Source organism: Acidovorax sp. FHTAMBA (assembly GCF_038958875.1).
In the GTDB taxonomy this organism is placed as follows: domain Bacteria; phylum Pseudomonadota; class Gammaproteobacteria; order Burkholderiales; family Burkholderiaceae_C; genus Acidovorax.
The window spans coordinates 2,256,717-2,282,396 of sequence record NZ_CP152407.1; the positions used below are offsets into that span (position 1 = coordinate 2,256,717).

The following is a 25,680-nucleotide window of genomic DNA, read 5'->3' on the forward strand; positions in this document are numbered from 1 at the left end:
GATTGAAAAAGAAAAGGGGGCATCAGGACGAACGGCGTTCGAGGATTTCGAACGCCGGCAGCGTCTTGCCTTCGAGCACTTCGAGGAAAGCGCCGCCGCCGGTGGAGATGTAGCCCACGTCCTTCTCGATGCCGTACTTGGCAATCGCGGCCAGCGTGTCGCCACCACCGGCGATGCTGAAGGCGCTGCTGTCGGCAATAGCCTGCGCAATCGCCTTGGTGCCACCTTCGAACGCGGCGAACTCGAACACGCCCACCGGGCCGTTCCAGACGATGGTGCCGGCCTGCTTGAGCTGTGCCGCCAGCTTGGCCGCGGTCTCGGGGCCGATGTCCAGGATCAGGTCGTCGTCGGCCACGTCGGTGGCCTTCTTGACCGTGGCCGGCGCATCGGCACTGAAAGCCTTGGCGGTCATCACGTCGGTCGGGATCGGTACCTCGGCGCCACGCGCCTTCATCGCCTCGATTACCGCCTTGGCCTGGTCCACCAGGTCGGCTTCGGCCAGGCTCTTGCCGATCTTCAGGCCGGCGGCCAGCATGAAGGTGTTGGCGATGCCGCCACCGACGATCAGGTTGTCCACGTTGTTCGCCAGGCTCTTGAGGATGGTGAGCTTGGTGCTGACCTTGCTGCCGGCCACGATGGCGACCAGTGGGCGCTTCGGCGCGGCCAGCGCCTTGGCGATGGCGTCCATCTCGGCCGCCAGCAGCGGGCCGGCGGAGGCGATGGGCGCGGTCTCGGCGATGCCGTAGGTGGTGCCTTCGGCCCGGTGGGCGGTGCCGAAGGCGTCGTGCACGAAGATGTCGCACAGCGCGCCGAGTTTCTTCGCGAGTTCGGGGCTGTTCTTCTTCTCGCCCACGTTGAGGCGGCAGTTCTCCAGCAGCACGACCTCGCCGGGGGCGACCGAGAAGTCGCCGTCGATCCAGTTGGCCACGAGGCGCACCGGGCGGTCCATGAGCTCGCCCAGGCGTGCGGCCACGGGGGCGAGCGAGTCCTCGGGCTTGAACGCCCCTTCGGTGGGCCGGCCCAGGTGGCTCGTGACCATGACCGCCGCGCCGGCGTCCAGCGCCATCTGGATGGCCGGGATGCTAGCGCGGATGCGCGTGTCTTCCGTGATGCGGCCGCTGTCGTCCCAGCCGCCGCCGGGCCGCCCCAAGGCGGTTGCTCCCCCCTCGGGGGGGCAGCGAAGCATGGGGGGCGATAGAGGCACGTTGAGGTCGGCACGGATGAAGACCCGCTTGCCGCGCGCGAAGCCGGTTGCACACACATCGCTGAATCGCAGAGGCTTCATTTCGCGTAGCCCACGACGCGCACCATTTCCAGGCACTTGTTGGAGTAGCCCCACTCGTTGTCGTACCAGCTCACCACCTTGATGAAGGTCTTGTCCAGCGCGATGCCGGCTTCGGCGTCGAAGATCGAGGTGCGGGTATCGCCGCGGAAATCGGTGGCGACCACCTTGTCTTCCGTGTAGCCCAGCACGCCCTTGAGCGCGCCTTCGGACTGGGCCTTCATCTCGGCCTTGATCTCGTCGTAGCTGGCTTCGCTGTTGAGTTCCACCGTCAGGTCGACCACCGACACGTCGGAGGTCGGCACGCGGAAGGACATGCCCGTGAGCTTCTTGTTCAGCTCGGGGATCACCACGCCCACGGCCTTGGCCGCACCGGTGCTGGAAGGGATGATGTTTTCCAGGATGCCGCGACCGCCGCGCCAGTCCTTGTTGCTCGGGCCGTCCACCGTCTTCTGCGTGGCCGTGGCCGCGTGCACCGTGGTCATCAGACCGCGCTTGATGCCCCACTTGTCGTTGAGCACCTTGGCAATGGGCGCCAGGCAGTTGGTGGTGCAGCTGGCGTTGGAGATGATGGCCTCGCCCTTGTAGGTCTTGTCGTTCACGCCGAAGACGAACATCGGGGTGTCGTCCTTGCTCGGGGCCGACAGAATGACCTTCTTGGCGCCCGCGTCCAGGTGCTTCTGCGCGGTGACCTTGTCCAGGAACAGGCCGGTGGATTCGATGACGACCTCCGCACCAACGTCGGCCCACTTCAGGTTGGCCGGGTCGCGCTCCTGCGTCAGGCGGATCTTCTTGCCATTGACGATCAGGGTGTTGCCCTCGACCTTGACGTCGCCCTTGAAGCGGCCGTGCACGCTGTCGTACTGCAACATGTAAGCCAGGTACTCGGGCTCCAGCAGGTCGTTGATGGCCACGACTTCGATGTCCTGGAAGTTCTGGATGGCGCTGCGCAGCACGTTGCGGCCGATGCGGCCGAAGCCGTTGATGCCGATCTTGATGGGGGCTTTCTGTGTCATGGGGTGTTCGAGGGAAATTCAGTTCAACAGGACAGAGATGTCGGGAATGACGCGATCGGGTTGGTTGGCGGTGATGGGCTCACCCATGTTGTAGCCATAGGGCAGCGCCCACACGCGCACGCCGGCGTTGCGCGCGGTGGCCACGTCGATGGAGGAGTCGCCCACGAACAGCGCGCGTTCTGCGGCCGCGCCGAACTGCGTGAGGCAACTGTGGATGCCAGCGGGGTCGGGCTTCTTGGTGGGCAGGGTGTCGCCGCTGATCACGCGGTCGAACAGCGGTGCGAGGCGGTGTGCATCGAGCACGGTGGCGGTGTAGCGGCTTTCCTTGTTGGTCACGACGGCGAGCTTGACGCCGCGCTCGCGCAGGGCCAACAGGGTGTCGCGCACCTGGGGGTAGAGCTGGCTGCGCGTGCCGCAACGGCGTTGGTAGTGGCGATCGAATTCGGCAGCGATCAAGCTCAGTGAGCTGCTGGACCGGATCACCTCGGCGGTGGTGTCGTTGGCCGATGCCAGTGCCTGGATCAGCAGCTCGCGCGTGCCGTGGCCGATCCAGCGCTCCACCTGCACCTGCGAGACCGCTGGCAGCTCGAAGCGCACCAGCGTGTCGTTGACGGCGTCGCCAATCTCGCCGGCGGTGGCGACCAGGGTGCCGTCGAGGTCGAACATTGCCAAGTCGAAAGCCTGGACGTTCGCGCTCATGCCGTCACCGCTTCGATGCCGGCGCGCACACGCGGGCGTGGGTGCACCAGTGCGCGCACCTCGTCGGCCACGCGCGCGGCGGTGATGCCGAAGTGTGCGTACAGGTCTTTCGCGGGTGCCGATTCGCCGAAGCTGGCCATGCCCACCACGCGCCCGGTGCGGCCGACGTACTTGCGCCAGAAATCGGGGTGCGCGGCCTCCACCGCGATAGCGGGCAGCGCGGGCGGCAGCACCGCGTCCTGCCAGGCGGCGTCCTGCCGGTCGAACAGGTTGGTGCAGGGCATGGAGACCACGCGTGTGGCGATGCCTTCGGCCGCGAGCGCGGTCTGTGCCTGCATGGCGAGCGCCGTTTCGGAACCGGTGGCGACGATCACCGCCTGAGCACCGTCCATGTCCGAGAGCACGTAGCCCCCGCGCCGGATGTCCGCTGCGCGCGACGCATCGCCCAGCTGCGGCAGGTTCTGACGCGAGAGCGCGAGCGCGGTGGGACCGTCGCGCCGCAGCAGCGCATGGGACCAGGCCACGGCCGTTTCCAGCGCATCGGCGGGCCGCCACACGTCCAACCCCGGGATGATGCGCAAGCTGGGCACATGCTCCACCGGCTGATGGGTCGGACCGTCTTCGCCCAGGCCGATGCTGTCGTGCGTGAACACATGCACCACCTGCAGCTTCATCAGCGCGGCCATGCGCACCGCGTTGCGGCTGTAGTCGCTGAACGCGAGGAAGGTGCCGCCGTAGGGAATGAAACCACCGTGCAGTGCCATGCCGTTCATGATGGCGGCCATGCCGAACTCGCGCACGCCGTAGCTCAGGTGGTTGCCACCACTGAAGCGGCCAGCCTTGTTTGGCCCGGCGGTGACGCAGCCCTTGAAGTTGGTGAGGTTGGAGCTGGTGAGGTCGGCGCTGCCGCCGAAGATTTCAGACAGCTTCGGTGCCATGGCATCGAGCGCGAGCTGGCTGGCCTTGCGGGTGGCCACCGCATCGGTGCACTGGCCGAGCGCCGCCACCAGCGCGGGAATTTCGTTCACGAAGGCCTCGGGCAGGTCGCCGGCCATGCGGCGTTCGAACTCGGCGGCTTCGACCGGGAAGGCCTGGCGGTAGGCGGCGAGACGCGCCAGCCATTGCGTTTCCAGCGCACACCCGCGCTCGGTGGCGTTCCATGCGGCAGCGATGTCGGCCGGAATCTCGAAGGGCGCGGTGCTCCAGCCCAGCGCCTCGCGCGTGGCCTGAACCTCGGCGGCGCCCAGGGCGGCGCCGTGCACGTCGTGGCTGCCCTGCTTGTTGGGCGCGCCCTTGCCGATCACGGTCTTGCAGCAGATCAGCGTGGGCTTTCCCTCGGCCTGCGCGGCCGCGCTGCGTGCGCGCTGCAGCGCGGCGTGGATCAGGCTGGGGTCGTGACCGTCCACTGTGACCACGTGCCAGCCGTAGGCAGCGAAGCGGCGCGGTGTGTCGTCGGTGAACCAGCCCTGCACATGGCCATCGATGGAAATTCCGTTGTCGTCGTACAGCGCGATCAACTTGGACAGGCGGAGCGTTCCTGCGAGCGAACACACCTCGTGGCTAATGCCTTCCATGAGACAGCCGTCACCCAGGAACACGTAGGTGTGGTGGTCCACGATGTCGTGGCCGGGGCGGTTGAACTGGTGCGCGAGCAGCTTCTCGGCCAGCGCCATGCCGACCGCGTTGGCCAGGCCCTGGCCCAGCGGTCCGGTGGTCGTTTCCACACCCGGTGTCACGCCCACTTCAGGGTGGCCGGCGGTCTTGCTGTGCAGGCGGCGGAACTGGCGCAGGTCGTCCATCGACAGGTCGTAGCCCGTGAGGTGCAGCAGCGCGTACAGCAGCATGGAACCGTGGCCGTTGGAGAGCACGAAGCGGTCTCGGTCGTGCCAGGCGGGGTTGGCGGGGTTGTGGCGCAGGTGGCGGTTCCACAGCACCTCGGCGATGTCGGCCATGCCCATGGGTGCGCCCGGGTGGCCCGAGTTCGCGGCCTCTACCGCGTCCACCGCCAGCATGCGGATGGCGTTCGCCATGCGGCGCGCAAGATCGAGATTGGGTTGTTGGCGGGCGGTGCTCATGCGAAGGCCCTCTGCTTGCGCTCCATCATCCGCCAGATGAAGGGCGTAAAAATGAGCTGCATCGCCAGCTCCATCTTGCCGCCGGGCACCACGATGGTGTTGGCGCGCGACATGAACGAGTCGTGCACCATGCTCAGCAGGTACTGGAAATCGATGCCCTTGGGTTTGGCGAAGCGGATCACGACGAAGCTTTCGTCCGGCGCGGGAATCTCGCGCGCAATGAAGGGGTTGGACGTGTCCACGCACGGTACGCGCTGGAAGTTGACGTGCGTGTGCGCGAACTGCGGGCAGATGTAGTTCACGTAGTCGGGCATGCGGCGCAGGATGGTGTCGGTCACCGCCTCGGTGCTGTAGCCGCGCTTGGACTTGTCGCGCCAGAGCTTCTGGATCCACTCCAGGTTGATCACCGGCACGACGCCGATGAGCAGGTCGGGGTGTTGGGCGATGTTCACGTCGGGCGTGATCACTGCGCCGTGCAGACCTTCGTAGAACAGCAGGTCTGTGCCGGTAGGCAGTTCTTCCCATGGGGTGAAGGTGCCCGGCTCCTGCCGGTAGGGGGCGGCCTCGTCGGGATCGTGCAGGTACTTGCGCGACATGCCGGTGCCGCTGCGGCCATAGGCGGCGAACAGCGCTTCGAGTTCGGGGAAGAGGTTGTTCTCCGGGCCGAAGTGGCTGAAGTGGCCGTTGCCGGCGCGCTCGGCCTCTGCCTGGCGCTGCTTCATCTCCTTGCGGTCGTGGCGGTGGAAGCTGTCGCCTTCGATGATGGCGGCGCTGACGCCTTCGCGGCGGAAGATGTTCTCGAAGGTGCGGGTGACCGAAGTGGTTCCCGCGCCCGACGAGCCGGTGATGGCGATGATGGGGTGGCGCTCAGACATGGTGACGTCCCGTGAAGTTGAAGAATCGGTGCGAATGCAAGCGTGGAGGCCGACCGCTCAGACGCGGAACAGGCTGCGTTCGTGGAACAGGGGGTTGTCCAGGTCTTTGCGGACGGGTTCGGCGTGGTAGCGCTCGATGCGCTCCACCTCGTCCTTCGAACCGAACACCAGGCCGATGCGCTGGTGCAGGCCCTCGGGCTGCACACCGAGCATGGGAACGCGCCCGGTGCTGGCGCGCCCGCCGGCCTGTTCCATGATGAAACCGATGGGGTTGGCCTCGTACAACAGGCGCAGGCGGCCGGGCTTCGATGCGTCCTTCGTGTCGCGCGGGTAGAGGAACACGCCGCCGCGCATGAGAATGCGATGCGCCTCGGCCACCATGCTGGCGATCCAGCGCATGTTGAAGTCCTTGGCGCGCGGGCCGGTCTTGCCGGCCAGGCATTCGTCCACGTACCGCTTCACCGGCGCTTCCCAGAAGCGGCTGTTGGACGCGTTGATCGCGAATTCCTGCGTGTCGGCGGGTACGGTGAGATCGGGATGGGTGAGGATGAATTCGCCCAGGTTGGGGTCGAGCGTGAAGCCGGCCACGCCATTGCCCACCGTGATCACCAGCATGGTGGTGGGGCCGTAGAGTGCGTAGCCGGCGGCCACCTGCTGCGTGCCGGGTTGCAGGAAGTCGGACTCGGTCACCTCGCGGTCTTCGGCTGCCGGCGCGCGCAGCACCGAGAAGATGCTGCCCACCGACACATTCACGTCGATGTTGCTGGAGCCGTCGAGCGGGTCGAACACCAGGAGGTACTTGCCGCGCGGGTAGGTCCGGGGAATCTGGTACGGCGCGTCCATCTCTTCCGACGCCATACCCGCTAGGTGGCCGCCCCATTCGGTGATGCGCAAAAAGTACTCGTTGCTCAGCACGTCCAGCTTCTTCTGTGTTTCACCCTGCACGTTGACCGAGCCCCCGGTCTCGGCCGCGTGGTTGCCCAGCACGTCGCCCAGCGCGCCGAATGCCACCGCGCGCGCGATGGCCTTGCAGGCCATGGCCACGTCAAGAATGAGCGCGTTGAAGTCGCCGCTGGCTTGGGGGAAGCGGCGGCGTTCTTCGATCAGGTACTGGGTGAGGGTCTTGCGGCCGGTCAATGGCATGGTGTGCTCCGCGTGGGGTTGCTGGAATGACGATCGGTTGAATCTGCGGCTTTGCGCAGCGCGCCCATGACGCCGTAGTAGCCGCCGCCCGCGTCGGGCGCGCCGAAGACCGCGCTGCCGGCCACGCAGATGTCGGCGCCGGCCTGCACGATCTGGCCGATGTTGTCCAGCTTCACGCCACCGTCCACCTCCAGCCAGATGGGCTGGCCACCGGCGGTGGTGTGCGCGTCGATGCGGCGGCGCGCCTCGCGCAGCTTGTGCAGCGTGGCAGGTATGAACGCCTGGCCGCCGAAGCCCGGGTTCACGCTCATGAGCAGCACCATGTCCAGCTTGTCCATCACGTGGTCCATCCAGGCCAGCGGCGTGGCGGGATTGAACACCAGCCCTGCCTTGCAGCCGTGCGAGCGGATCAGTTGCAGCGTGCGGTCCACGTGGCGCGAGGCATCGGGGTGGAAGGTGATGCAGCTCGCACCCGCCTTGGCGAACAGCGGCACCAGCGCGTCCACGGGCTCCACCATCAGGTGCACGTCGATCGGAATCTGCACATGCGGGCGGATCGCCTCGCACACCAGCGGGCCGATGGTGAGGTTGGGCACGTAGTGGTTGTCCATCACGTCGAAGTGCACGAAGTCCGCGCCCGCCGCTTCGATGGCGCGCACTTCTTCGCCCAGGCGGGCGAAGTCGGCTGACAGGATGGAGGGTGCCAGCCGAACGGGGGAGGGTGGCAGGAGGGGCGGGTTCGCTCGGGACATCGTGGGGCGACTCTGTTGTGTGGGGGAAATGGACGCGACCGATCAGGCCGACTCGAACAGGGTGCTGCCGGCGTGCCAGCGGCGCAGGGCGTCCACCGTGACCCAGCGCTGGTCCATGCCAGCGACACCCTGGGGCAAGGGTTGTGCGAGATCGCCCAGGTGCGGCAACACCAGCAGGGCGTCGTCAAAACGCTGGCCGGTGGTGTGCACGGTGGGTGTGACCAGGGTCTGAATGCTGGCGGCGGTGGCCGCGCGCAGGCCGTTGGCCGAGTCCTCGAAGGCCAGGCAGGCCTGCGCCGGCAGGCCCAGGGTGGACAAGACCTGCTGGTACACCAGCGGGTCGGGCTTCTTGCGTGCGGCGGTGGCCGCATCACCGATGGCCGCGAAGTGGCGCCGCCAATCCGGCCCGAGCGGGGTGCGCAGCAAGGCATCGATGTTGGCTGGTGTGGTGGTGGTGGCGATGGCCAGGCGAAGGCCGGCAGCGAGCGCCTCGCGCATGAGGCGCAACACGCCTGGGCGCAGCGGCAGCTGGCCGCCGCTCACGCGGCTTTCGTAGAGGCGCGTCTTGATGGCATGCACGCGGTCGATGGTGGTTCGCGCCGCGGCGCCGCTGGCGATCTCGGGTTCGACCATGTGCCAGTGGTGTGCGATGCGTTCCTTGCCGCCAGAGACCTGCAACAGGCGGATGTAGGTGGTCTCGTCCCAATGCCAGTCCAGGCGCACTTCGGCAAAGGCGTCGTTGAAGGCGGTGCGGTGGGCTTCTTCGGTGTCGGCCAGGGTGCCGTCGACGTCGAAGATGAGGGCCTCAAGCATGGGTTGCTCCTTCGGCGCCGAAGAGGCGGCTGCCAAGGATGTCGCTCGCCTGCAGCGTGGTGAGTTCTTCCGCGCTGAGCTCGTGGTCAGGCTGCGAAAACAGACGGCTGGCCTGTCTCAGGCGTGCACGGTCGAGCGCGTTGCGCACGCTGCGCGCATTGGCGAAATGGGGTTGCTCCAGCCGCAGGCCGAGGTAACGTCCGAAGGCCTCGGCGGCTTCCGGGCTGAAGCGGTGATTCTGCTCGGCGAGCATCCTGCGCGAGATCTGCATCAGCTCGCCGGCGCTGTAGTCGGGAAAGGTGAGGTGGTGCGCAATGCGCGAGCGCATGCCGGGGTTGGACTGAAAGAAGGTGTTCATCCTGTCCTCGTAGCCGGCCAGGATCACCACGAGGTCGTCGCGGTGGTTCTCCATCACCTGCAGCAGGATCTCGATCGCCTCCTGCCCGTAGTCGCGTTCGTTCTCGGGGCGGTAGAGGTAGTACGCCTCGTCGATGAAGAGCACGCCGCCCATGGCCTTCTTCAAAACCTCGCGCGTCTTCGGCGCGGTGTGGCCGATGTACTGGCCCACCAGATCGTCGCGCGTCACGGCCACCATGTGGCCCTTGCGCACATAGCCCAGCCGGTGAAGGATCTGCGCCATGCGCAGTGCCACCGTGGTTTTGCCGGTGCCGGGGTTGCCCGAGAAGCACATGTGCAGGCTGGGCGGCTGCGAAGGCAGACCCAGGCCGGTGCGGAGTTTGTCAATGACCAGCAGCGCCGCGATGTCGCGCACCCGGGCCTTTACTGGCGCCAGGCCCACAAGCTCATCGTCCAGTTCCTGCAGCACGGCCTCCACCTGCGTGCTGGCCAGCACCGCGCCCACCGAGCGCGGTGCCTTTGCCGGGGTGTGGGCCGGTGCCGGGCCCTCCACCGATGCGGCCGCGGTGGTCACGGCGGCATCGAGTGGTGGCGGCGTGCTGCCAGGAATGAGGTACGACATGGCGGCCCGTGCTTTCAGGTTGCGTCTTGGTAACGCTCGCCTTCAGGGCGCACCGCGCCGTAGCCGCGCGTGGTGTAGCGCAGGCTGCGGCCGTTCACTTCCTGTCGCTCCAGCATGAAGCCGGGTTCGGTGGGGGGTCGGTTGACGATGAAACTCATCACGATGGTCTCGACGTTGCGCGTCGAGTCGAAGGCCATCATGCGGATGTAGTGGCGCGGGAATGCTTTGCGGCAAGCCTGCACTTCCTGCAGCACGCCGGCAGCGTCCTGCAGGTCGAACATCGGGTGGCCGTACATGGCCCAGTAGGTGTTGCGCGGATGCGGGTCGTCGGTGTATTCCACGCTCCAGGCGTAGCCACGCTTGAGGCCGTACTCGATCTGCGCGGTGATCTCCGCGTCGGTGAGCTCGGGCAGGAAACTGAACTGGCCTTGTGTGAGGCGGCCGGTGGGGTTGGTCATCATGGTGTGCGGTCCTCTGTGTTGGAGCGGGTCAGGCCATCGCGGGCGTAGCCACGTAGTCACTGGAATCGGTGCTCTGGTAGTTGAAGCTGATCTCGCCCCAGGTATCGAGCGCGGCCTTGAGCGGGCTGCAGTGCTGCGCGGCCTGCTTCAGGATGGTCGGGCCTTCCTCCAGCAGGTTGCGGCCCTCGTTGCGCGCTTTCACCATGCATTCCAGCGCGACGCGGTTGGCCACCGCGCCGGCCTGGATGCCCATGGGGTGGCCGATGGTGCCGCCGCCAAACTGCAGCACCACGTCGTCGCCGAAGAGGTCGATCAGCTGGTGCATCTGGCCGGCGTGGATGCCGCCCGAAGCCACGGGCATGACCTTCTTCAGGTCGGCCCAGTCCTGGTCGAAATAGAGGCCACGTGGCAGATCGGTCTTGGTGTAGCTGTCGCGACAGACGTTGTAGTAGCCCTGCACCGTGAGCGGGTCGCCTTCGAGCTTGCCGACCGCGGTGCCGGTGTGCAGGTGGTCGCAGCCCGCCAGGCGCAGCCACTTGGCGATCACGCGGAAACTCACGCCGTGGTTCTTCTGCCGCGTGTAGGTGCCATGGCCCGCACGGTGCATGTGCATAATCATGTCGTGCTTGCGGCACCAGTTCGCCATGCTCTGGATGGCGGTGTAGCCAATGACCAGATCCACCATCACGATGACCGAGCCCAGTTCTTTCGCGAACTCGGCGCGCTCGTACATGTCTTCCATCGTGGCGGCGGTTACGTTCAGGTAGCTGCCTTTCACTTCACCGGTCTCGGCGCTGGCCTTGTTCACCGCGTCCATCACGAAGAGGAAGCGGTCGCGCCAATGCATGAAAGGCTGCGAGTTGATGTTCTCGTCGTCCTTCATGAAATCGAGCCCGCCCTTGAGGCCTTCGTACACCACGCGGCCGTAGTTGCGGCCCGAGAGGCCCAGCTTGGGCTTGGTGGTGGCGCCCAGCAGCGGGCGGCCGAACTTGTCCAGCCGTTCGCGCTCGACCACCAGGCCGGTCGGCGGGCCTTTGAAGGTTTTCACGTAAGCCACCGGGATGCGGATGTCTTCCAGGCGGGCGGCCTTCAGCGGCTTGAAGCTGAACACGTTGCCAATCAGGCTCGCCGTCATGTTGGCGATGGAGCCTTCTTCGAACAGGATCAGGTCGTAGGCCACCCAGGCAAAGTACTCGCCCGGGCGGTTGGGCACCGGCTGCACCTTGTAGGCCTTGGCGCGGTAGCTGTCGCAGGCGGTCAGTCGGTCGGTCCACACCACCGTCCAGGTGGCGGTGCTCGATTCGCCGGCCACAGCGGCGGCGGCTTCTTCGGGGTCCACCCCGTCCTGCGGGGTGATGCGGAACAGGCACAACGTGTCCGTGTCCTTGGGCACGTAATCGGGCATCCAGTAGCCCATTTGCTTGTACTTGAGCACGCCTGCGCTGTAGCGCTTTTTGGCGTCCTTGATCTCGGTGGAACCTACGGGGGCGTTGCTCATGTGTTGCTCCAAAAAGTGAGGTTTGTCTGGGGTGGAGCGGACTTTAAATTTGGGTGTAAATAAAGTAAATTCACGATTTCTTGAATTTCGATTAAGGTTTTACTTAATGAAGAACGCCACCTTCCGGCAATTGCGCGTGTTCAGCGAGGTGGCGCGCCACCTCAGCTTTGCGCGGGCGGCGCAGGTGCTGCACCTCACCCCGCCGGCGGTGACGATGCAGATCAAGGAGCTGGAAGGGCACGTGGGCATGCCCCTGTTCGAGCGCAACGGCCGCAAGGTGGCGCTGACCACCGTGGGCGAGTACATGCTGGTTTATGCGCGCAAGATGCTGGCCACGCTCAAGGATGCAGAAGACGCCGCGGCCCGACTACAGAAACTGGAGACCGGCACTCTGGTGATCGGCATGGTGAGCACGGCGAAATACTTTCTGCCGCATCTCTTGGCTGAGTTCCGGCGCGAGCACGGCAACATCGACCTGCGTCTGGCAGTGAGCAACCGCGAACAACTGGTGAAGATGCTGCACGCCAACGAGGTGGACATCGCCATCATGGGCCGCCCGCCCAAGGAACTGGCCACGCGCGCCGAGCCGTTTGCTGCGCACCCGCACGTGTTCGTGGCACCGGTCGATCACCCGCTGGCGCTGGCGGCCCAGATGCCCGCAGCTCTGCTCAAGGAATACGACTTCATCGTGCGTGAGCAGGGTTCCGGCACACGCGCCGCGCTGGAGAAGTTTTTGCTCAGCGAGCACGTCGAGTTGCGCGTGATCATGGAAATGGCCAGCAACGAGACCATCAAACAGGCCGTGATGGCCGGCATGGGTCTGAGCTTCTTGTCGCTGCATACCGTGGGGCTGGAGCTGAACAGCCGGCTGCTGACGGTGCTGGACGTGGAAGGTGCTCCGGTGGTGCGCGCCTGGAACGTAGTGCACACCTTGTCCAAGCTGCTGTCTCCAGCTGCCGAGGCCTTTCGCTACTTCGTGTTGGAGCGGGGTGAGAGCTACCTGGCAGAGAACTTCCCTGCATCGTTCTCTGGGATGAATGCGGGCTGAAACGTCGTCGACCGCACTGCAGAACAGATAGAGCTCCCAAGCCGTGATCAGGTCATCGGTGATTCGCCGAACGCTGCAGTCGCGTCATCACCGAGTTCCAGATCCCGGCCGGCAAGGTGTACCTGTCGCCCATCATCGACTGCTTCGATGGCTTGGTCGTCAGGCGCACAACGTGGTGCTGGTGGGTGGCCCCGGCACGGGCAAGACGCATCTGGCCACGGCCATCGGCGTGGCGGGCATCACGCGCCATGGCTCACGCGTGCGGTTTTACTCCACGGTGGACCTGGTCAACGCACTGGAGCAGGAGAAGGCCCAAGGCAAGGCAGGCCGCATCGCAGCGAGCTTGCAGCGCATGGACCTGGTCATCCTTGATGAGCTGGGCTACCTGCCCTTCAGCCAGGCAGGCGGCGCCTTGCTGTTCCACCTGCTGAGCAAGCTCTACGAGCAGACCAGCGTGATGATCACCACCAACCTGGACTTCAAGGAATGGTCCAGCGTGTTCGGCGATGCCAAGATGACCACGGCACTGCTGGATCGACTCACGCACCACTGCCACATCGTCGAGACGGGCAACGAGTCCCACAGGTTCATGCACAGCACAGCCGTGGCCAAGAAACGCATCAAGGCACGCGAACAGGCCAAGAAGGCTGAGCCGTTCTGAGCGGTTCAAGGGCAAGCCGCTACGGGCTTCGCCCTGCGCGGCTTACCCTCAACGGACGACCACCGAGCTCGATCACCAAGGAGACCAAAACCGACCCAAGGCACTACACTTATCCACAGCCGACCTTCACAGGTTGGCCATTAGCCCTGGCTCAAAATTCAATCGGCACGGTGGCTCAATTTTGAATCGGCGCCAACATGTAAAGTTTCCCAGTGACCAAGCTCGCGTGGAGGCGTCTGCTTGAGCTCAGCGCGCTTCTTCTTCGCCCAACGCTCCTCGGATTCCTGCGCAATGGCGTGCAACTGATTCAGACCTTCTGGGGACTTGGCTACTTCGAACAGTTTCGCAATGGCCTCCTCGTCACCCCGGGCAGCGGCAGCGCGCAACTGAGAGAGCTTTTTCGTATTCATAAGTGCCGCTCAAAAAAGTATCGCTACGCGCGTTTTCCCTCGATTCGAACCACATTGCCCGCGATACATGCGTCGAGGTAGTTGCTCCAAGCCTGCATCATTTTGACGCGAGGCTGAAGATAAAGGGCATGGTTGTACGCTGCCGAGACAGCACTCCGCTCTTGGTGCGCCAGCTGCAATTCGATATGCTGATGTGGCCAACCTTGTTCATGCAAGATCGTCGAGGCTACGCCTCGGAAACCATGGCCTGTCATTCGCCCTTTGTATCCCATGCGATCCAGAGCGCCCAAGATGGTGTTATTGCTCATCGGCTTCTCATGGTCGCGCTCGCCAGGAAAAAGCAAGGCGCTGTGCCCAGTGAGGGTGTGGAGACTCCGGAGCAGCGTCACCGCCTGGCTTGAGAGCGGAACGATGTGTGGAGTCTTCATCTTCATGCGCTCAGCCGGAATGTCCCAGCGAGCGGCGTCCCAATCAATCTCTTGCCAGCGAGCGCCAATCAGCTCAGAGGTACGCACGAAGGTCATCGCCATGAGCTTGATGGCCATTCGAGTGGTGGCTGAGCCTTGGTAGACCTCAATTTTTCGCAACAACTCTGCCAACTCCTTGGGCTCAACCCGGGCATAGTTCTCCTTTTTTCGAGATGCTAGAACGTCCGCAGGTCGAATCTCTGCGGCCGGATTTCGGGTTGCAAGGCCGTGAGCAATGGCGTACCGGAAGATCTGGCCGCAGGTTTGAAGCGCGCGTTTTGCTATGTCTAAGGCGCCCCGCTTCTCGATCTTCTTCATCATGAAAACCAACTCAGGCGTCTCGATCTCCGCCACGGGGCGAGGCCCGATGGCTGGAAACACATCCGCTTCCAGTCTGCGCCATACGTAAGCTGTGTGGCTGTCACTGCGCGCGGCTTTCCATCCCTCGTACCAGAGCTTTGCGATTACAGCAAAAGAGTTGTCAGCGGAGAGTCGGCGAGCGATCTTCTCCGCCTTGCGCTCGGCCATCGGATCGGTGCCTGTCGCGAGAAGCTTTCGGGCTTGATCAGCCCAGTCTCGGGCTTGGGCTAGAGACACGTCCGGGTAACCCCCGAGTGCCATGAGTTTCTGCTTGCCATCAAAGCGATAGGCCCAGCGCCAGAGCTTCGAACCCTGTGGCGTGATATGGAGTTGAAGGCCGCGCCCATCCGACACCTTGTAGAGTGTCTCGCGGGGTTTACTGGTTCGTACGGCGGTATCGGTAAGCACCGGGCTCTCTCCTGCTGGTAGCGGCGATACCAACACGGTTCAGCCTGAATACCCACAACGATACCAACAAGGAAGACCGGCTGTCAACGGACGTATCTGAACGTCAACAAACAAAAAGCCCCGTAAATCATAGACTTACGGGGCTTTTGAAGGGGTTTCTAGGACGTCAGTGAACGTCAAAGAACTGATCCATGGCGGAGAGGGCGGGATTCGAACCCGCGGTGGGGATTAGCCCACACACGCTTTCCAGGCGTGCGACTTAAACCGCTCATCCACCTCTCCGAAGCCCTCGATTATAGCCACAGGATTGGGTGCCTACCGGTCACTGCCGGCCACGGTCTGAAAATATCGTCCGCTGTGCTATCTCAACCCGCTCTCTGCGATGTCTGCACCATTTTCATCGCCGAACCGATCAGTGCCGACACTTCGGTCATGTTGCTCGGGACGATGAGGGTGGTGGTCGCATCCGAGGCGACCTGGCTGTAGGCGTCCACGGCCTTTTCGGCCACCTTGAGCTGCACCGCCTGTTCGCCACCTGGCTGGCGGATGGCTGCGGCGACGCGTTCAATGGCCTGTGCGTTGGCTTCGGCCACGGCCTTGATGGATTCGGCTTCGCCCTGGGCCTTGTTGATCACAGCCTGTTTTTCGCCCTCGGAGCGGGCGATGAAGGCCTCGCGCTCGCCGGTGGCGATGTTGATCTGCTCCTGTCTGCGGCCTTCTGAGGCGGCAATCAGCGCGCGCTTCTCGCGCTCAGCGGTGATCTGCGCCTGCATTGCGTGCAGGATTTCCTTGGGCGGCGTCAGATCCTTGATTTCGTAGCGCAGCACCTTCACGCCCCAGTTCAGCGCGGCTTCGTCAATGGCCTGCACGACCTGGGCATTGATGATGTCGCGCTCTTCAAACGTCTTGTCGAGTTCCAGCTTGCCGATGACCGAACGCAGCGAGGTCTGGGCGAGTTGCGTGACGGCCATGATGTAGTTGCTGGAGCCGTAGCTGGCGCGCATGGGGTCGGTCACCTGGAAGTACAGGATGCCGTCCACCTGCAGCTGCGTGTTGTCGCGTGTGATGCACACCTGGCTCGGCACGTCGAGCGGGATTTCCTTGAGGCTGTGTTTGTAGGCAACCTTGTCAATGAACGGAATCAGGAAGTTCAGGCCGGGTGTCAGGGTGCCTGCGTACTTTCCCAGACGTTCCTTGACCCAGGCGTTTTGCTGGGGCACGACCTTGACCGACCGGATCACGAAGACCAGGAAGATCACGAAGACGACGGCGGCAATGGCGGTTTTTTCCATGGAAGACCTTTTTAGTAAATAAGGAGATTGAAGGGGCCGGCCGAGGCAGGCTTACACGGGGTCTACCAGCAGGCGGTTGCCCACCAGCTCAGCGACGCGGTGCATGCCGGTGGAGGGCGTGACCCCGGGCCGATGGATGGCAGTCCACTGCGCCCCCCGGTATTTCACGGTGGTGGTGCCATCGGGGTTCCAGCTCTCGATCAGAATGGTCTCGCCCACATCCATGTTCACGCTGCGGTCTGCGCGTGCCGAGGGGTCTCCGGGGCGTTTCTTTTTCTGGAAGTACAGGGCCAGCACGGCGCCACCTCCCAGGGCAGCTGCAGCCACCATCTGCAGCGACAAAGGCACGCCGAGATGTGCCGCAAGGGCCCCCGCCACCAGCCCGACCGCCACCATGAGCAAATAGAACGTCCCGGTGACGAGCTCCGCGACGACCACGGCCCCTGCTGCCAGCCACCAGATGGTGGATTCCTCCATAGCCAACTCCTTGTTGTGATTGTGTTTAGTGCACCACATTCTGGGACAAAAGGGTTGCAGTTCAAAGGCGTGACTACGTTATTCCTTACACTTCGCGCCTATTTCGTTTTTTGGCCGGGCAGGGCACGGTTGCACGGAGGCTGCGCATGAAGTTTCGCTTTCCCATCATCATCATCGATGAAGACTATCGTTCCGAGAACACGTCGGGCCTCGGTATCCGCGCGCTGGCGCAGGCCATCGAGTCCGAGGGGTTCGAGGTGGTTGGCGTCACCAGCTATGGAGACCTGTCGCAGTTTGCCCAGCAGCAAAGCCGGGCCAGCGCGTTCATCCTGTCGATTGATGATGAGGAGTTCTCCGGGGGCGACGGGCTCGATCCCATCGTTCTGAGCCTGCGCAATTTCATCGGCGAAGTGCGGCGCAAGAACACCGAGGTGCCCATCTATGTGCACGGCGAGACCAAGACCAGCCGCCATTTGCCCAACGACATCCTGCGCGAGTTGCACGGCTTCATCCACATGTTCGAGGACACGCCCGAGTTCGTGGCGCGCCACATCATCCGAGAGGCCAAGAGCTATCTTGAAAGCGTGCAGCCGCCGTTCTTCAAGGCACTGCTCGACTATGCGGAAGACGGCTCGTACAGCTGGCATTGCCCCGGCCACTCCGGCGGCGTGGCGTTTTTGAAGAGCCCCGTGGGCCAGATGTACCACCAGTTCTACGGGGAGAACATGCTGCGCGCCGATGTGTGCAATGCCGTGGAAGAGCTGGGCCAGCTGCTCGACCACAACGGCGCCATTGGCGAGAGCGAACGCAACGCAGCGCGCATCTTCAATGCTGACCACTGCTTCTTCGTGACCAACGGCACGAGCACCTCGAACAAGATGGTGTGGCACCACACCGTGGCACCCGGCGACGTGGTGGTGGTGGACCGCAACTGCCACAAGTCCATCCTGCACAGCATCATCATGACCGGGGCCATCCCGGTGTTCATGAAGCCCACGCGCAACCACTTCGGCATCATCGGCCCCATCCCGCAAAGCGAGTTCGAGCCCAAGGCCATCGAGGCCAAGATCAAGGCCAACCCGTTGCTCAAGGGAGTCGATGCGAAAAAGGTCAAACCGCGCGTGCTCACGCTCACACAGTCCACCTACGACGGCGTGCTCTACAACACCGAAACCATCAAGAGCATGCTCGATGGCTACGTGGACAACCTGCACTTTGACGAGGCCTGGCTGCCACACGCGGCGTTCCATCCGTTCTACGGCAGTTACCACGCCATGGGCAAGAAGCGTGCGCGCCCCAAGTATTCGGTGACATACGCCACGCAGTCCATCCACAAGCTGCTCGCGGGCATCAGCCAGGCCAGCCATGTGCTGGTGCAGGATTCGCAGACCACCAAGCTCGACAGGCACCTCTTCAACGAGGCCTATCTGATGCACACCAGCACGAGCCCGCAGTACAGCATCATCGCCAGCTGCGACGTGGCCGCCGCCATGATGGAGCCGCCCGGCGGCACTGCGCTGGTGGAAGAGAGCCTGCTCGAAGCACTGGACTTCCGCCGCGCCATGCGCCAGGTGGAGCACGACTTCGGCAAGAGCGACTGGTGGTTCAAGGTCTGGGGGCCTGAAAAGCTCGTGGACGAAGGCCTGGGCCGTGCCGAGGACTGGATCATCCGCAGCGACGGCAAGGGCAAGAAGAATGGCAGCAAGTGGCACGGCTTTGGTCAGCTGGCCGACGGCTTCAACATGCTGGACCCGATCAAGTCCACCATCGTCACGCCCGGCCTGAACCTGGACGGCAAGTTCGACAAGACCGGCATTCCCGCGTCCATCGTCACCAAGTACCTGGCCGAACACGGCGTGGTGGTGGAAAAGACCGGTCTGTACAGCTTCTTCATCATGTTCACCATCGGCATCACCAAGGGCCGGTGGAACACGCTGCTGACTGCGCTGCAGCAGTTCAAGGACGACTACGAGAAGAACCAGCCCATGTGGCGCATCCTTCCGGAGTTCTGCCAGCAGCACAAGCGCTATGAGCGCATGGGTCTCAAGGACCTTTGCCAGCACGTGCATGAGATGTACGCCAAGTACGACATTGCGCGCCTGACGACCGAGATGTACCTGTCGGACCTGACGCCCGCCATGAAGCCCTCGGACGCCTACGCGCACATCGCCCACCGCCAGACCGAGCGCGTGGAGATCGACGACCTGGAAGGCCGTATCACCGTGGGCCTGGTCACGCCCTACCCACCAGGCATTCCACTCTTGATCCCCGGCGAGGTGTTCAACAAGAAGATCGTGGACTACCTCAAGTTCGCGCGTGAGTTTGCCAAGCTGTGCCCCGGCTTCGAGACCGACATCCACGGCTTGGTGGAAGTGGAAGACGAAAACGGGCAGGTGCGCTACTACGCCGACTGCGTGGCCGACGGCAAACCCTCCCGCAAGAACCCCAAGCCCCTGGCCACGGCCGAGAACCTGGTGCAGGTAGGGGATGACGGACCTTACGGCCGCAACGTATAACTACCGTCTTGGTGCGGGTGTCTGCACCTGCACACCAAAAATCGCTCCCCGGCTTGACTGGCGGAGCGATTTTTTCATGGGCTTGAATCCGCTGCAGTGGTGCTGCCGTATTGACTGTCAGCCGCGTGATTGTCATGCGGTGACTGTCTTCACACCACCCTCAGGAGATCTTCATGACCCTTCGATTCAACGCCCGCCTTGCCACCATCGCTCTTGCAGCTGCCCTGGGGGCTGCCGCAATGCCTGCCATGGCCCAGGTCATGGTGGGCGGTGCGCCCATGCTGGCCAGCAAGGACATCATCGACAACGCTGTGAACTCCAAAGACCACACCACCCTGGTGGCGGCGGTCAAGGCGGCCGGCCTGGTCGAGACGCTCAAGGGCGCAGGCCCGTTCACCGTTTTTGCGCCCACCAATGCCGCATTTGCCGCATTGCCTGCAGGCACGGTAGACACGCTGCTCAAGCCCGAGAGCAAGCCCACGCTGACCAAGGTGCTCACCTACCACGTGGTGGCAGGCAAGTATGACGCCTCTGCGCTGTCCAAGATGATTGCCGACGGCAAAGGCATGGCCAGCATCAAGACCGTCGCGGGCGGAACGCTCACGGCCGAGGCCAACGGCAACGCCATCATGGTGACGGATGAAAAGGGTGGTACAGCCACGGTGACGATTGCCGATGTGTACCAGTCCAACGGCGTGATCCACGTGGTGGACAAGGTCCTGTTGCCCAACTGATGAGCGGTGCAGCCTGCCTGCCGCAAAGCCGCCGGGCCACCGCGTTCGGCGTCGGGCAGGCGCCAGCGCTGCAGCCGTCACCGGGCAGGCGGAATGTCCTCGCGCACCCGCACAAAACTCGCAAAGCGCGGCAGGCCGCCGTCGTGCGTGCCGCGAAAGCGGTAGGTCACCCAGCTGCCCACGGGCGGTGGGTCCACCCGCTGCGCATCGCTGAAACCCGCGCCCAGCCTGAATTGCTGGCCCGAAGGCATCTCCACCAGCAGGGCGCCCATGCGCCCCGCGTGCCTGCCTTTGCCGGGCAGGTGCGCCACCACGCGGGCCTCGGTGTCTTGGTGGGTCTTGACCTTGATGAGGTCGTCGCTGCGGCCGGACCGGTAGAGCGATGTGCCACGGTGCAGCATCAGCCCCTCGCCACCTGCGCGCACCGTCTTGTGCAGCAGGGCCTGCAGGGCTGCGTCGTTGGCAATGCGCTGTTGGGGCACGGCCTGCACCCAGGGCTGGCCAATTCGCCGCACCAGCGCCTGCAGCGCGGGCAGTCGTTCGTCAAACACGCCGCCGTGCTGCGGCAAGTCAAACACCATGAACCGGATGCCACGCCACGCTGCGTCATCGGGTTGCTGCTGGCGCGTGGTGGACTGCGCAGCGCTGAAGCGGCCGCGCCCGGCCCACAGTTCGCCATCCATGGGCGTGGTGGGCCAACCCGCGGTAAACCAGGCCGGGGCCTGCACGGTTTCGCCGCCACGGGTGCGCAAGGTGTGGCCGTCCCAGTACCCGCGTACACCGTCGTACTTTTCGCTCACCCAGTAGTCCGCCAGCGGCATGCCGGGCCGGTACACGTTGGCCAGCAACAGGGCGGGCGCGTCTGCGGCGTGCACCCAGGCCGATGCGGGCAACAGGGCGGCGAGGGGCAGGGCCCTTGCCAGAACACTGAGAAAGCGTCGGCGGGCTGGAGATGAAATGCTATTAAATAAATAGCTGTCAGCGCTTGATGGGTAAGCGCTGGAGGCCATTTTGCTTGAACTAAAGGGCGTCAGACCTGGTCGGCCGAGAGGCCGGCCGTCTGGCTGAAGCCGCCATCCACATAGGTGATTTCAGCCGTCATGCCGCTGGCCAGGTCGGACAGCAGGAAGGCCGCCACATTGCCCACGTCTTCAATGGTCACGTTGCGGCGCAGGGGCGATGCGTCGGCCACGCGGCTGAGCAGCTTGCCAAAGTCCTTGATGCCGCTGGCGGCCAGGGTCTTGATGGGGCCGGCGCTGATGCCGTTGGCGCGGATGCTGCGGCCGTCTTCGGTGCGGCCCACGGCTTCGGCCAGGTAGCGCACGCTGGCTTCCAGGCTGGCCTTGGCCAGTCCCATGGTGTTGTAGTTGGGGATGGAGCGCAGCGCGCCCAGGTAAGACAGGGTCAGCAACGACGACTTGTCGTTCAAGTAAGGCAGGGCCGCCTTGGCCATGGCCGGAAAGCTGTAGGCGCTGATGTCGTGCGCAATGCGGAAGTTTTCGCGCGACAGGCCGTCAAGGAAGTTGCCGGCAATCGCCTCGCGCGGGGCAAAGCCGATGCTGTGCACAAAGCCGTCAAACCGGGGCCAGGTGGCGGACAGCTCGGCAAACATGCGCTCGATCTGCTCGTCGCTCGCCACATCGCAGTCAAAGATCAGCTTGGAGTTGAACTCGGCGGCAAAGTCGGTGATGCGGTCCTTGAAGCGGTCGCCCACGTAGCTGAAAGCCAGCTCGGCACCCTGGTCGTGGCAGGCCTTGGCGATGCCGTAGGCGATGGAACGGTTGGACAGAACGCCCGTGATGAGCAGCTTTTTGCCGGTCAGAAAACCCATTGTTGTTCTCCTGTGGAATGCGGGGGATATGGCGTTGGCCGAAGCACCGCAGCCGCTTGCGGGGAAATCCCTTAGCCCCTGCGGTGGTGCCTTTGGCGTAGTGCAGAATTGTCGCATGCGGTTTTGGCTGACTTTTTTGCTGATGGGATGTGCGGCGCCGGCCTGGGCCGCCCACGCGTATGCCCTGTGGGGCGAGCCGCGCTACCCCGCCGGGTTTGCGCATTTCGAATACGTGAACCCCAACGCGCCCAAGGGCGGCGAGCTGCGGCTGGTGAGCAACCTGCGCGTTTCCACCTTCGACAAGTACAACCCGTTCACCATCAAGGGCAACGCACCGGCGTACCTGTCGTCGTTGATGTTCGATTCGCTGCTGGTGGGCTCCATGGACGAAACGGCCACCGGCTACGGCCTGCTGGCCGAAGATGTGGAGGTGGCTGCCGATGGCCTGTCCGCCACGTTCCGCCTGCGGCCCGAGGCTCGGTTTCACAACGGCAAGCCCGTGCTGGCGCAGGACGTGAAGCACAGCTACGACACGCTGGTGGGGCCCTTCACCTCGCCCGCCTACAAGACATTGCTGATCGAGGTGGCAGGTGTCGATGTGATCAACGACCGCACCGTGCGCTACCGCTTCAAGCTGCCCAACCGCGAGCTGCCGCTGACCGTGGGCGGCCTGCCGGTTTTCAGCCGCGACTGGGGCGTCGAGAATGGAAAGGCCAAACCCTTCGACCAGGTGGTGATGGACATTCCCATCGGCAGCGGCCCCTATCGTGTTGGCCCGGTGCGTTTTGGCAAGGACATCACCTATGTGCGCGACCCGCAATACTGGGCACGTGACCTGAACGTGCGCAAGGGCACCGCCAATTTCGACTCCATCCTCGTCAAGATCTACAAGGACAACACCGCGCGGCTGGAGGCCCTCAAGGCGGGCGAGTTCGACCTGATGCGTTTCTTCAGCGCGGGCGACTGGGCACGCCGTGTGACGGGCAAGAAGTTCGATACCGGCGAGCTCGTGAAGGGCGAGTTTGCGCACAAGCTGCCCTCGGGCTTTCAGAGCTATGTGCTCAACACCCGCCGGCCGCTGTTGCAGGACACCCGCGTGCGTGAGGCCCTGGGCCTGGCTATGGACTACGAGTGGATGAACCGCCAGATGTTTTACGGCGCCTACCAGCGGGTGAACGGCCTTTTTGGCAACACCGCGTGCGAGACCAGGGGCTCCCCATCGCCCGAAGAACTGGCCTTGATGGAGCCTTGGCGCAAGCACATTCCGGCTGCCGCCTTCGGCCCCATGACGGTGCCGCCGCGTACCGATGGTGACTCCTCATTGCGCGCCAACCTGCGACGCGCGCAGGCGCTGCTGAAAGAGGCAGGCTGGGAGGTGCAGGGTGGCGCGCTGCGCAACGCCCAGGGGCAGGCCATGGTGCTCGAATACATGGACAGCAACGAAGGCGGCGTGCGTGTGGTCACGCCCTGGATGCGCAGCCTTCAAAAGCTGGGCATCAGCTTGCGCTTCCGTGCGGTGGACTTCGCGCTGTACCAGCAGCGCCTGCAAAAGTTCGACTTCGACATCACCTCCATGGCCTTCCAGGGCACGCACAACCCTGGCCAGGAGTTCGCCGACCTGTTTGGCAGCCAGGCGGCAGACACCGAGGATTCGGGCAACTTCGCTGGCGTGAAGAACCCTGCCGTGGACGCGCTGATCATGGCCATGACCTCCGCCAAGACCGAGGCGCAACTGCTGCCCGCCTGCCACGCGCTGGAGCGCGTCATCGCGCACAGCCACTACCTGATTCCGCAGTGGACGGCGGGCACGCACCGCATGGCGTACAACGCCTGGCGCCTGTCCCGGCCCGCCACGGTGCCGCCGTACTCCAGCGGCGAGGGCTGGGTCATCGATACCTGGTGGTCGAAGCAATGAAGCCCCCACGCTCCACCGTTGCACGGGTCGCTGCCCCCCCAGGGGGCTGGCCTTGTCTGGGGCGGCCCGGCGAGGCGGCCGCTCGCCCTGCAACAAGTTCTTGACAAGCCATGTTCGCCTACATCCTCAAACGCGTGCTGCTCATGCTGCCCACCCTGCTGGGCGTGCTGCTGCTGACCTTCGTGGTGATCCAGTTCGTGCCCGGCGGCCCGGTGGAGCAGTACATGGCCGAGGCCAAGGCCGGCGCGGGCGGGGGGGGCGCGGAGGGCGGCGGGCTCAGCTACCGGGGCGCGCAGGGGGTGGACCCGCAGCGGCTGGAGCAGATCAAGGCGCTTTACGGCTTCGACAAACCCGCGCACGAGCGCTTCCTGCAGATGCTGGGGCAGTTTGCGCGCTTTGACCTGGGCAAGAGCTTCTTCCAGAACAAGGATGTGTGGCAGCTGGTGAAAGAGAAGCTCCCCGTTTCCATCAGCCTTGGGATGTGGACGTTTTTCATCAGCTATCTCGTGGCCGTGCCGCTGGGCGTGGCCAAGGCGGTGCGGGCGGGGTCGCGGTTTGACCTCGTCACCACGCTCATCATCCTGGTGGGCTACGCGATCCCGGGGTTTGTGCTGGGCGTGGCGCTGCTGGTGATTTTTGGCGGGCAACTGCAGTGGTTCCCGCTGCGGGGGCTCACCTCGGCCAACTGGGACGAGCTCAGCTGGGGCGCGCGCATTGTGGACTACCTCTGGCACATCACGCTGCCCGTCACGGCCATGGTGCTGGGCAGCTTTGCGGTGACGGCCATGCTCACCAAGAACGCTTTCCTGGAAGAGATCCGCAAGCAATACGTGCTCACGGCGCGCGCCAAGGGCCTATCGGAGCGCCAGGTGCTCTGGAAGCATGTGTTCCGCAACGCGCTGATTCCCATCATCACCGGCTTTCCGGCGGCGTTCATCGGCGCGTTCTTTGCGGGCTCGCTGCTGATCGAGACGCTGTTCTCGCTCGACGGCCTGGGCCTGCTGAGCTACGAGAGCGTCATCCGGCGCGACTACCCCGTGGTGCTGGGCACGCTGTATCTGTTCACGCTGATCGGGCTGGTGACCAAGCTCGTCAGCGACCTGTGCTACGTGTGGGTGGACCCGCGCGTGAAGTTTGATTGAAGGATACGCATGCGTGTGACCTCCGAAGTAATCGAGCGCACCGTGCGCATGCTGCAGGCGCGACTGCCGGGCCTGCTGGCGGTGTACGGCTTTGGCAGCCGCGTGCAAGGCACGGCGGGGCCGGACAGCGACCTGGACCTGGCCGTGCTGGTGGCTGGCTACGCTGATGTGCTGCTGTTGTGGCAGCTATCCAGTGAACTGGCCGACATCGCGGGCTGCGCCGTGGATCTGCTGGACTTGCGTGCTGCATCCACGGTGATGCAGTACCAGGTCGTCACCCAGGGTGAGCGTTGGTGGACACGGGATGCACAGGCCGCGATGTTCGAGAGCGCCATCCTGAGCGAGAAAACCGCCCTGGACACGGCGCGCGCTGGCCTGCTGGCCGATATTCGAGAGCGAGGGACTGTGTATGGTGGATGACGTGCTGCTGAACAAGGCCGCCACAATAGAGCGCTGCGTATTGCGTGCGCGCGAGGAATATTTCAGCGATCCGACCACTTTCGCCACCAATTTCAGCCGCCAGGATGCCGCCATCCTGAACATCCAGCGCGCCTGCGAGGCCGCGCTGGACATGGGCCAGCACCTGATTCGGCGCGACCGGCTGGGTGTTCCACAAAGTGCGCGCGACGTTTTTGCCCTGCTGGCCCAGGCTGGCCGGATTGAACCACCCCTGGCCGAAGGCTTGCAGCGCATGGTGGGGTTTCGCAACATCGCCGTGCATGACTACCAGAGCCTACAGCTTCCCATTACCATCGCCATCATCGAGAAGCACCTGGATGAGTTTTTGCAGTACAGCAAAGCCCTCCTGCTGCGTGATGCCAGATAA

The 25,680-nt window shown here is 64.3% G+C and carries 25 protein-coding genes and 1 tRNA gene; 8 read left to right on the plus strand and 18 right to left on the minus strand.

The features are described 5' to 3' along the window. Nucleotides 1-22 precede the first annotated feature (22 nt). The 11 genes from AAFF19_RS10655 to AAFF19_RS10705 are packed head-to-tail and all read right to left on the minus strand — an operon-like array spanning nt 23 to nt 11,593. The gene (locus tag AAFF19_RS10655; RefSeq protein ID WP_026436952.1) at nt 23-1,285 is read right to left on the minus strand and encodes a phosphoglycerate kinase; all 1,263 of its coding nucleotides are present in this window, start codon (nt 1,283-1,285) and stop codon (nt 23-25) included. Continuing rightward, a complete protein-coding gene (gap, locus tag AAFF19_RS10660) occupies nt 1,282-2,298 on the minus strand; it encodes a type I glyceraldehyde-3-phosphate dehydrogenase (RefSeq protein ID WP_026436951.1) in 1,017 nt (338 codons plus the stop codon). The genes AAFF19_RS10655 and gap overlap by 4 nt, the downstream gene beginning before the upstream one ends. 18 nt (nt 2,299-2,316) lie before the next feature. Continuing rightward, nucleotides 2,317-2,997 carry an HAD-IA family hydrolase gene (locus AAFF19_RS10665; protein ID WP_182119115.1) on the minus strand — a complete coding sequence of 227 codons (681 nt, stop codon included), beginning with the start codon at nt 2,995-2,997 and terminating at the stop codon, nt 2,317-2,319. Then, on the minus strand, nt 2,994-5,072 hold the full coding sequence (gene tkt / locus AAFF19_RS10670) for a transketolase (protein WP_081679690.1): 2,079 nt from the start codon (nt 5,070-5,072) through the stop codon (nt 2,994-2,996). Before tkt ends, AAFF19_RS10665 begins: the two co-directional genes overlap by 4 nt. Then, nucleotides 5,069-5,947, minus strand: coding sequence for a phosphoribulokinase (locus AAFF19_RS10675; RefSeq protein WP_026436949.1), 879 nt, complete (start codon nt 5,945-5,947; stop codon nt 5,069-5,071). Before AAFF19_RS10675 ends, tkt begins: the two co-directional genes overlap by 4 nt. A 57-nt stretch (nt 5,948-6,004) precedes the next feature. Beyond that, nucleotides 6,005-7,090, minus strand: coding sequence for a class 1 fructose-bisphosphatase (locus tag AAFF19_RS10680; RefSeq protein WP_026436948.1), 1,086 nt, complete (start codon nt 7,088-7,090; stop codon nt 6,005-6,007). Next, nucleotides 7,081-7,842 (minus strand): ribulose-phosphate 3-epimerase, encoded by a 762-nt coding sequence (rpe, locus tag AAFF19_RS10685; RefSeq protein WP_051248945.1) that lies wholly within the window; start codon nt 7,840-7,842, stop codon nt 7,081-7,083. The genes AAFF19_RS10680 and rpe overlap by 10 nt, the downstream gene beginning before the upstream one ends. 42 nt (nt 7,843-7,884) lie before the next feature. After that, the gene (locus tag AAFF19_RS10690) at nt 7,885-8,655 is read right to left on the minus strand and encodes an HAD-IA family hydrolase (RefSeq protein WP_026436947.1); all 771 of its coding nucleotides are present in this window, start codon (nt 8,653-8,655) and stop codon (nt 7,885-7,887) included. Beyond that, nucleotides 8,648-9,634 (minus strand): CbbX protein, encoded by a 987-nt coding sequence (gene cbbX, locus AAFF19_RS10695; protein WP_081679689.1) that lies wholly within the window; start codon nt 9,632-9,634, stop codon nt 8,648-8,650. The genes AAFF19_RS10690 and cbbX overlap by 8 nt, the downstream gene beginning before the upstream one ends. Nucleotides 9,635-9,648: 14 nt before the next feature. Further along, nucleotides 9,649-10,095, minus strand: a complete 447-nt coding sequence (locus AAFF19_RS10700) for a ribulose bisphosphate carboxylase small subunit (protein ID WP_026436945.1) — start codon at nt 10,093-10,095, stop codon at nt 9,649-9,651. 28 nt (nt 10,096-10,123) lie between these two features. After that, nucleotides 10,124-11,593 carry a form I ribulose bisphosphate carboxylase large subunit gene (locus AAFF19_RS10705; RefSeq protein WP_026436944.1) on the minus strand — a complete coding sequence of 490 codons (1,470 nt, stop codon included), beginning with the start codon at nt 11,591-11,593 and terminating at the stop codon, nt 10,124-10,126. A 106-nt stretch (nt 11,594-11,699) separates the two neighbouring features. Here AAFF19_RS10705 and AAFF19_RS10710 point away from each other — a divergent pair, with 106 nt between their 5' ends. After that, on the plus strand, nt 11,700-12,641 hold the full coding sequence (locus AAFF19_RS10710; RefSeq protein WP_026436943.1) for a LysR family transcriptional regulator: 942 nt from the start codon (nt 11,700-11,702) through the stop codon (nt 12,639-12,641). 139 nt (nt 12,642-12,780) lie between these two features. After that, nucleotides 12,781-13,302 (plus strand): IS21-like element helper ATPase IstB, encoded by a 522-nt coding sequence (gene istB / locus AAFF19_RS10715; RefSeq protein ID WP_342721847.1) that lies wholly within the window; start codon nt 12,781-12,783, stop codon nt 13,300-13,302. Nucleotides 13,303-13,460: 158 nt separating this feature from the next. Here istB and AAFF19_RS10720 read toward each other — a convergent pair whose 3' ends face one another. From AAFF19_RS10720 to AAFF19_RS10740, 5 genes are all read right to left on the minus strand, one after another. Further along, nucleotides 13,461-13,712, minus strand: a complete 252-nt coding sequence (locus AAFF19_RS10720) for a hypothetical protein (protein WP_182120218.1) — start codon at nt 13,710-13,712, stop codon at nt 13,461-13,463. Between the two features lie 23 nt (nt 13,713-13,735). Continuing rightward, entirely contained in the window at nt 13,736-14,947 is a 1,212-nt protein-coding gene (locus AAFF19_RS10725; protein ID WP_182120219.1) for an integrase arm-type DNA-binding domain-containing protein, read from the minus strand. Nucleotides 14,948-15,139: 192 nt separating this feature from the next. Beyond that, a tRNA-Ser gene (locus tag AAFF19_RS10730) sits at nt 15,140-15,229 on the minus strand. A gap of 83 nt (nt 15,230-15,312) precedes the next feature. Further along, entirely contained in the window at nt 15,313-16,239 is a 927-nt protein-coding gene (locus AAFF19_RS10735; protein WP_008903596.1) for a stomatin-like protein, read from the minus strand. A 51-nt stretch (nt 16,240-16,290) separates the two neighbouring features. Next, nucleotides 16,291-16,716 (minus strand): NfeD family protein, encoded by a 426-nt coding sequence (locus AAFF19_RS10740; RefSeq protein WP_008903597.1) that lies wholly within the window; start codon nt 16,714-16,716, stop codon nt 16,291-16,293. 146 nt (nt 16,717-16,862) lie between these two features. On the opposite strand from AAFF19_RS10740, the gene AAFF19_RS10745 reads away from it, so the two are divergent. Both AAFF19_RS10745 and AAFF19_RS10750 read left to right on the plus strand, forming a co-directional pair. After that, entirely contained in the window at nt 16,863-19,232 is a 2,370-nt protein-coding gene (locus AAFF19_RS10745) for an arginine/lysine/ornithine decarboxylase (RefSeq protein ID WP_182120220.1), read from the plus strand. A 173-nt stretch (nt 19,233-19,405) separates the two neighbouring features. Beyond that, entirely contained in the window at nt 19,406-19,966 is a 561-nt protein-coding gene (locus tag AAFF19_RS10750) for a fasciclin domain-containing protein (protein ID WP_342721782.1), read from the plus strand. 77 nt (nt 19,967-20,043) lie between these two features. On the opposite strand, the gene AAFF19_RS10755 is transcribed toward AAFF19_RS10750, so the two are convergent. Further along, the gene (locus AAFF19_RS10755) at nt 20,044-20,976 is read right to left on the minus strand and encodes a DNA ligase (RefSeq protein WP_342721783.1); all 933 of its coding nucleotides are present in this window, start codon (nt 20,974-20,976) and stop codon (nt 20,044-20,046) included. A 20-nt stretch (nt 20,977-20,996) separates the two neighbouring features. After that, nucleotides 20,997-21,797 carry an enoyl-ACP reductase FabI gene (gene fabI, locus AAFF19_RS10760; RefSeq protein WP_342721784.1) on the minus strand — a complete coding sequence of 267 codons (801 nt, stop codon included), beginning with the start codon at nt 21,795-21,797 and terminating at the stop codon, nt 20,997-20,999. Nucleotides 21,798-21,912: 115 nt separating this feature from the next. On the opposite strand from fabI, the gene AAFF19_RS10765 reads away from it, so the two are divergent. The 4 genes from AAFF19_RS10765 (at nt 21,913) to AAFF19_RS10780 (ending at nt 25,680) form a co-directional block, all read left to right on the plus strand. After that, nucleotides 21,913-23,712, plus strand: coding sequence for an extracellular solute-binding protein (locus AAFF19_RS10765; RefSeq protein WP_342721785.1), 1,800 nt, complete (start codon nt 21,913-21,915; stop codon nt 23,710-23,712). Between the two features lie 110 nt (nt 23,713-23,822). Further along, complete coding sequence (locus tag AAFF19_RS10770) at nt 23,823-24,854, plus strand: ABC transporter permease subunit (protein WP_182120224.1); 1,032 nt, start codon at nt 23,823-23,825, stop codon at nt 24,852-24,854. Nucleotides 24,855-24,863: 9 nt separating this feature from the next. Beyond that, nucleotides 24,864-25,274: a nucleotidyltransferase domain-containing protein gene (locus AAFF19_RS10775; RefSeq protein WP_008903604.1), complete on the plus strand. Its 411-nt coding sequence runs from the start codon at nt 24,864-24,866 to the stop codon at nt 25,272-25,274. Continuing rightward, nucleotides 25,264-25,680: a DUF86 domain-containing protein gene (locus AAFF19_RS10780; protein ID WP_182120225.1), complete on the plus strand. Its 417-nt coding sequence runs from the start codon at nt 25,264-25,266 to the stop codon at nt 25,678-25,680. Before AAFF19_RS10775 ends, AAFF19_RS10780 begins: the two co-directional genes overlap by 11 nt.

Coding starts and splice junctions, on each gene's coding strand:
- AAFF19_RS10655 (WP_026436952.1), bottom strand. CDS start 1,285: ATGAAGCCTCTGCGATTCAGCGATGTGTGTGCAACCGGCTTCGCGCGC.
- gap (WP_026436951.1), bottom strand. CDS start 2,298: ATGACACAGAAAGCCCCCATCAAGATCGGCATCAACGGCTTCGGCCGC.
- AAFF19_RS10665 (WP_182119115.1), bottom strand. CDS start 2,997: ATGAGCGCGAACGTCCAGGCTTTCGACTTGGCAATGTTCGACCTCGAC.
- tkt (WP_081679690.1), bottom strand. CDS start 5,072: ATGAGCACCGCCCGCCAACAACCCAATCTCGATCTTGCGCGCCGCATG.
- AAFF19_RS10675 (WP_026436949.1), bottom strand. CDS start 5,947: ATGTCTGAGCGCCACCCCATCATCGCCATCACCGGCTCGTCGGGCGCG.
- AAFF19_RS10680 (WP_026436948.1), bottom strand. CDS start 7,090: ATGCCATTGACCGGCCGCAAGACCCTCACCCAGTACCTGATCGAAGAA.
- rpe (WP_051248945.1), bottom strand. CDS start 7,842: ATGTCCCGAGCGAACCCGCCCCTCCTGCCACCCTCCCCCGTTCGGCTG.
- AAFF19_RS10690 (WP_026436947.1), bottom strand. CDS start 8,655: ATGCTTGAGGCCCTCATCTTCGACGTCGACGGCACCCTGGCCGACACC.
- cbbX (WP_081679689.1), bottom strand. CDS start 9,634: ATGTCGTACCTCATTCCTGGCAGCACGCCGCCACCACTCGATGCCGCC.
- AAFF19_RS10700 (WP_026436945.1), bottom strand. CDS start 10,095: ATGATGACCAACCCCACCGGCCGCCTCACACAAGGCCAGTTCAGTTTC.
- AAFF19_RS10705 (WP_026436944.1), bottom strand. CDS start 11,593: ATGAGCAACGCCCCCGTAGGTTCCACCGAGATCAAGGACGCCAAAAAG.
- AAFF19_RS10710 (WP_026436943.1), top strand. CDS start 11,700: ATGAAGAACGCCACCTTCCGGCAATTGCGCGTGTTCAGCGAGGTGGCG.
- AAFF19_RS10720 (WP_182120218.1), bottom strand. CDS start 13,712: ATGAATACGAAAAAGCTCTCTCAGTTGCGCGCTGCCGCTGCCCGGGGT.
- AAFF19_RS10735 (WP_008903596.1), bottom strand. CDS start 16,239: ATGGAAAAAACCGCCATTGCCGCCGTCGTCTTCGTGATCTTCCTGGTC.
- AAFF19_RS10740 (WP_008903597.1), bottom strand. CDS start 16,716: ATGGAGGAATCCACCATCTGGTGGCTGGCAGCAGGGGCCGTGGTCGTC.
- AAFF19_RS10745 (WP_182120220.1), top strand. CDS start 16,863: ATGAAGTTTCGCTTTCCCATCATCATCATCGATGAAGACTATCGTTCC.
- AAFF19_RS10750 (WP_342721782.1), top strand. CDS start 19,406: ATGACCCTTCGATTCAACGCCCGCCTTGCCACCATCGCTCTTGCAGCT.
- AAFF19_RS10755 (WP_342721783.1), bottom strand. CDS start 20,976: ATGGCCTCCAGCGCTTACCCATCAAGCGCTGACAGCTATTTATTTAAT.
- fabI (WP_342721784.1), bottom strand. CDS start 21,797: ATGGGTTTTCTGACCGGCAAAAAGCTGCTCATCACGGGCGTTCTGTCC.
- AAFF19_RS10765 (WP_342721785.1), top strand. CDS start 21,913: ATGCGGTTTTGGCTGACTTTTTTGCTGATGGGATGTGCGGCGCCGGCC.
- AAFF19_RS10770 (WP_182120224.1), top strand. CDS start 23,823: ATGTTCGCCTACATCCTCAAACGCGTGCTGCTCATGCTGCCCACCCTG.
- AAFF19_RS10775 (WP_008903604.1), top strand. CDS start 24,864: ATGCGTGTGACCTCCGAAGTAATCGAGCGCACCGTGCGCATGCTGCAG.
- AAFF19_RS10780 (WP_182120225.1), top strand. CDS start 25,264: ATGGTGGATGACGTGCTGCTGAACAAGGCCGCCACAATAGAGCGCTGC.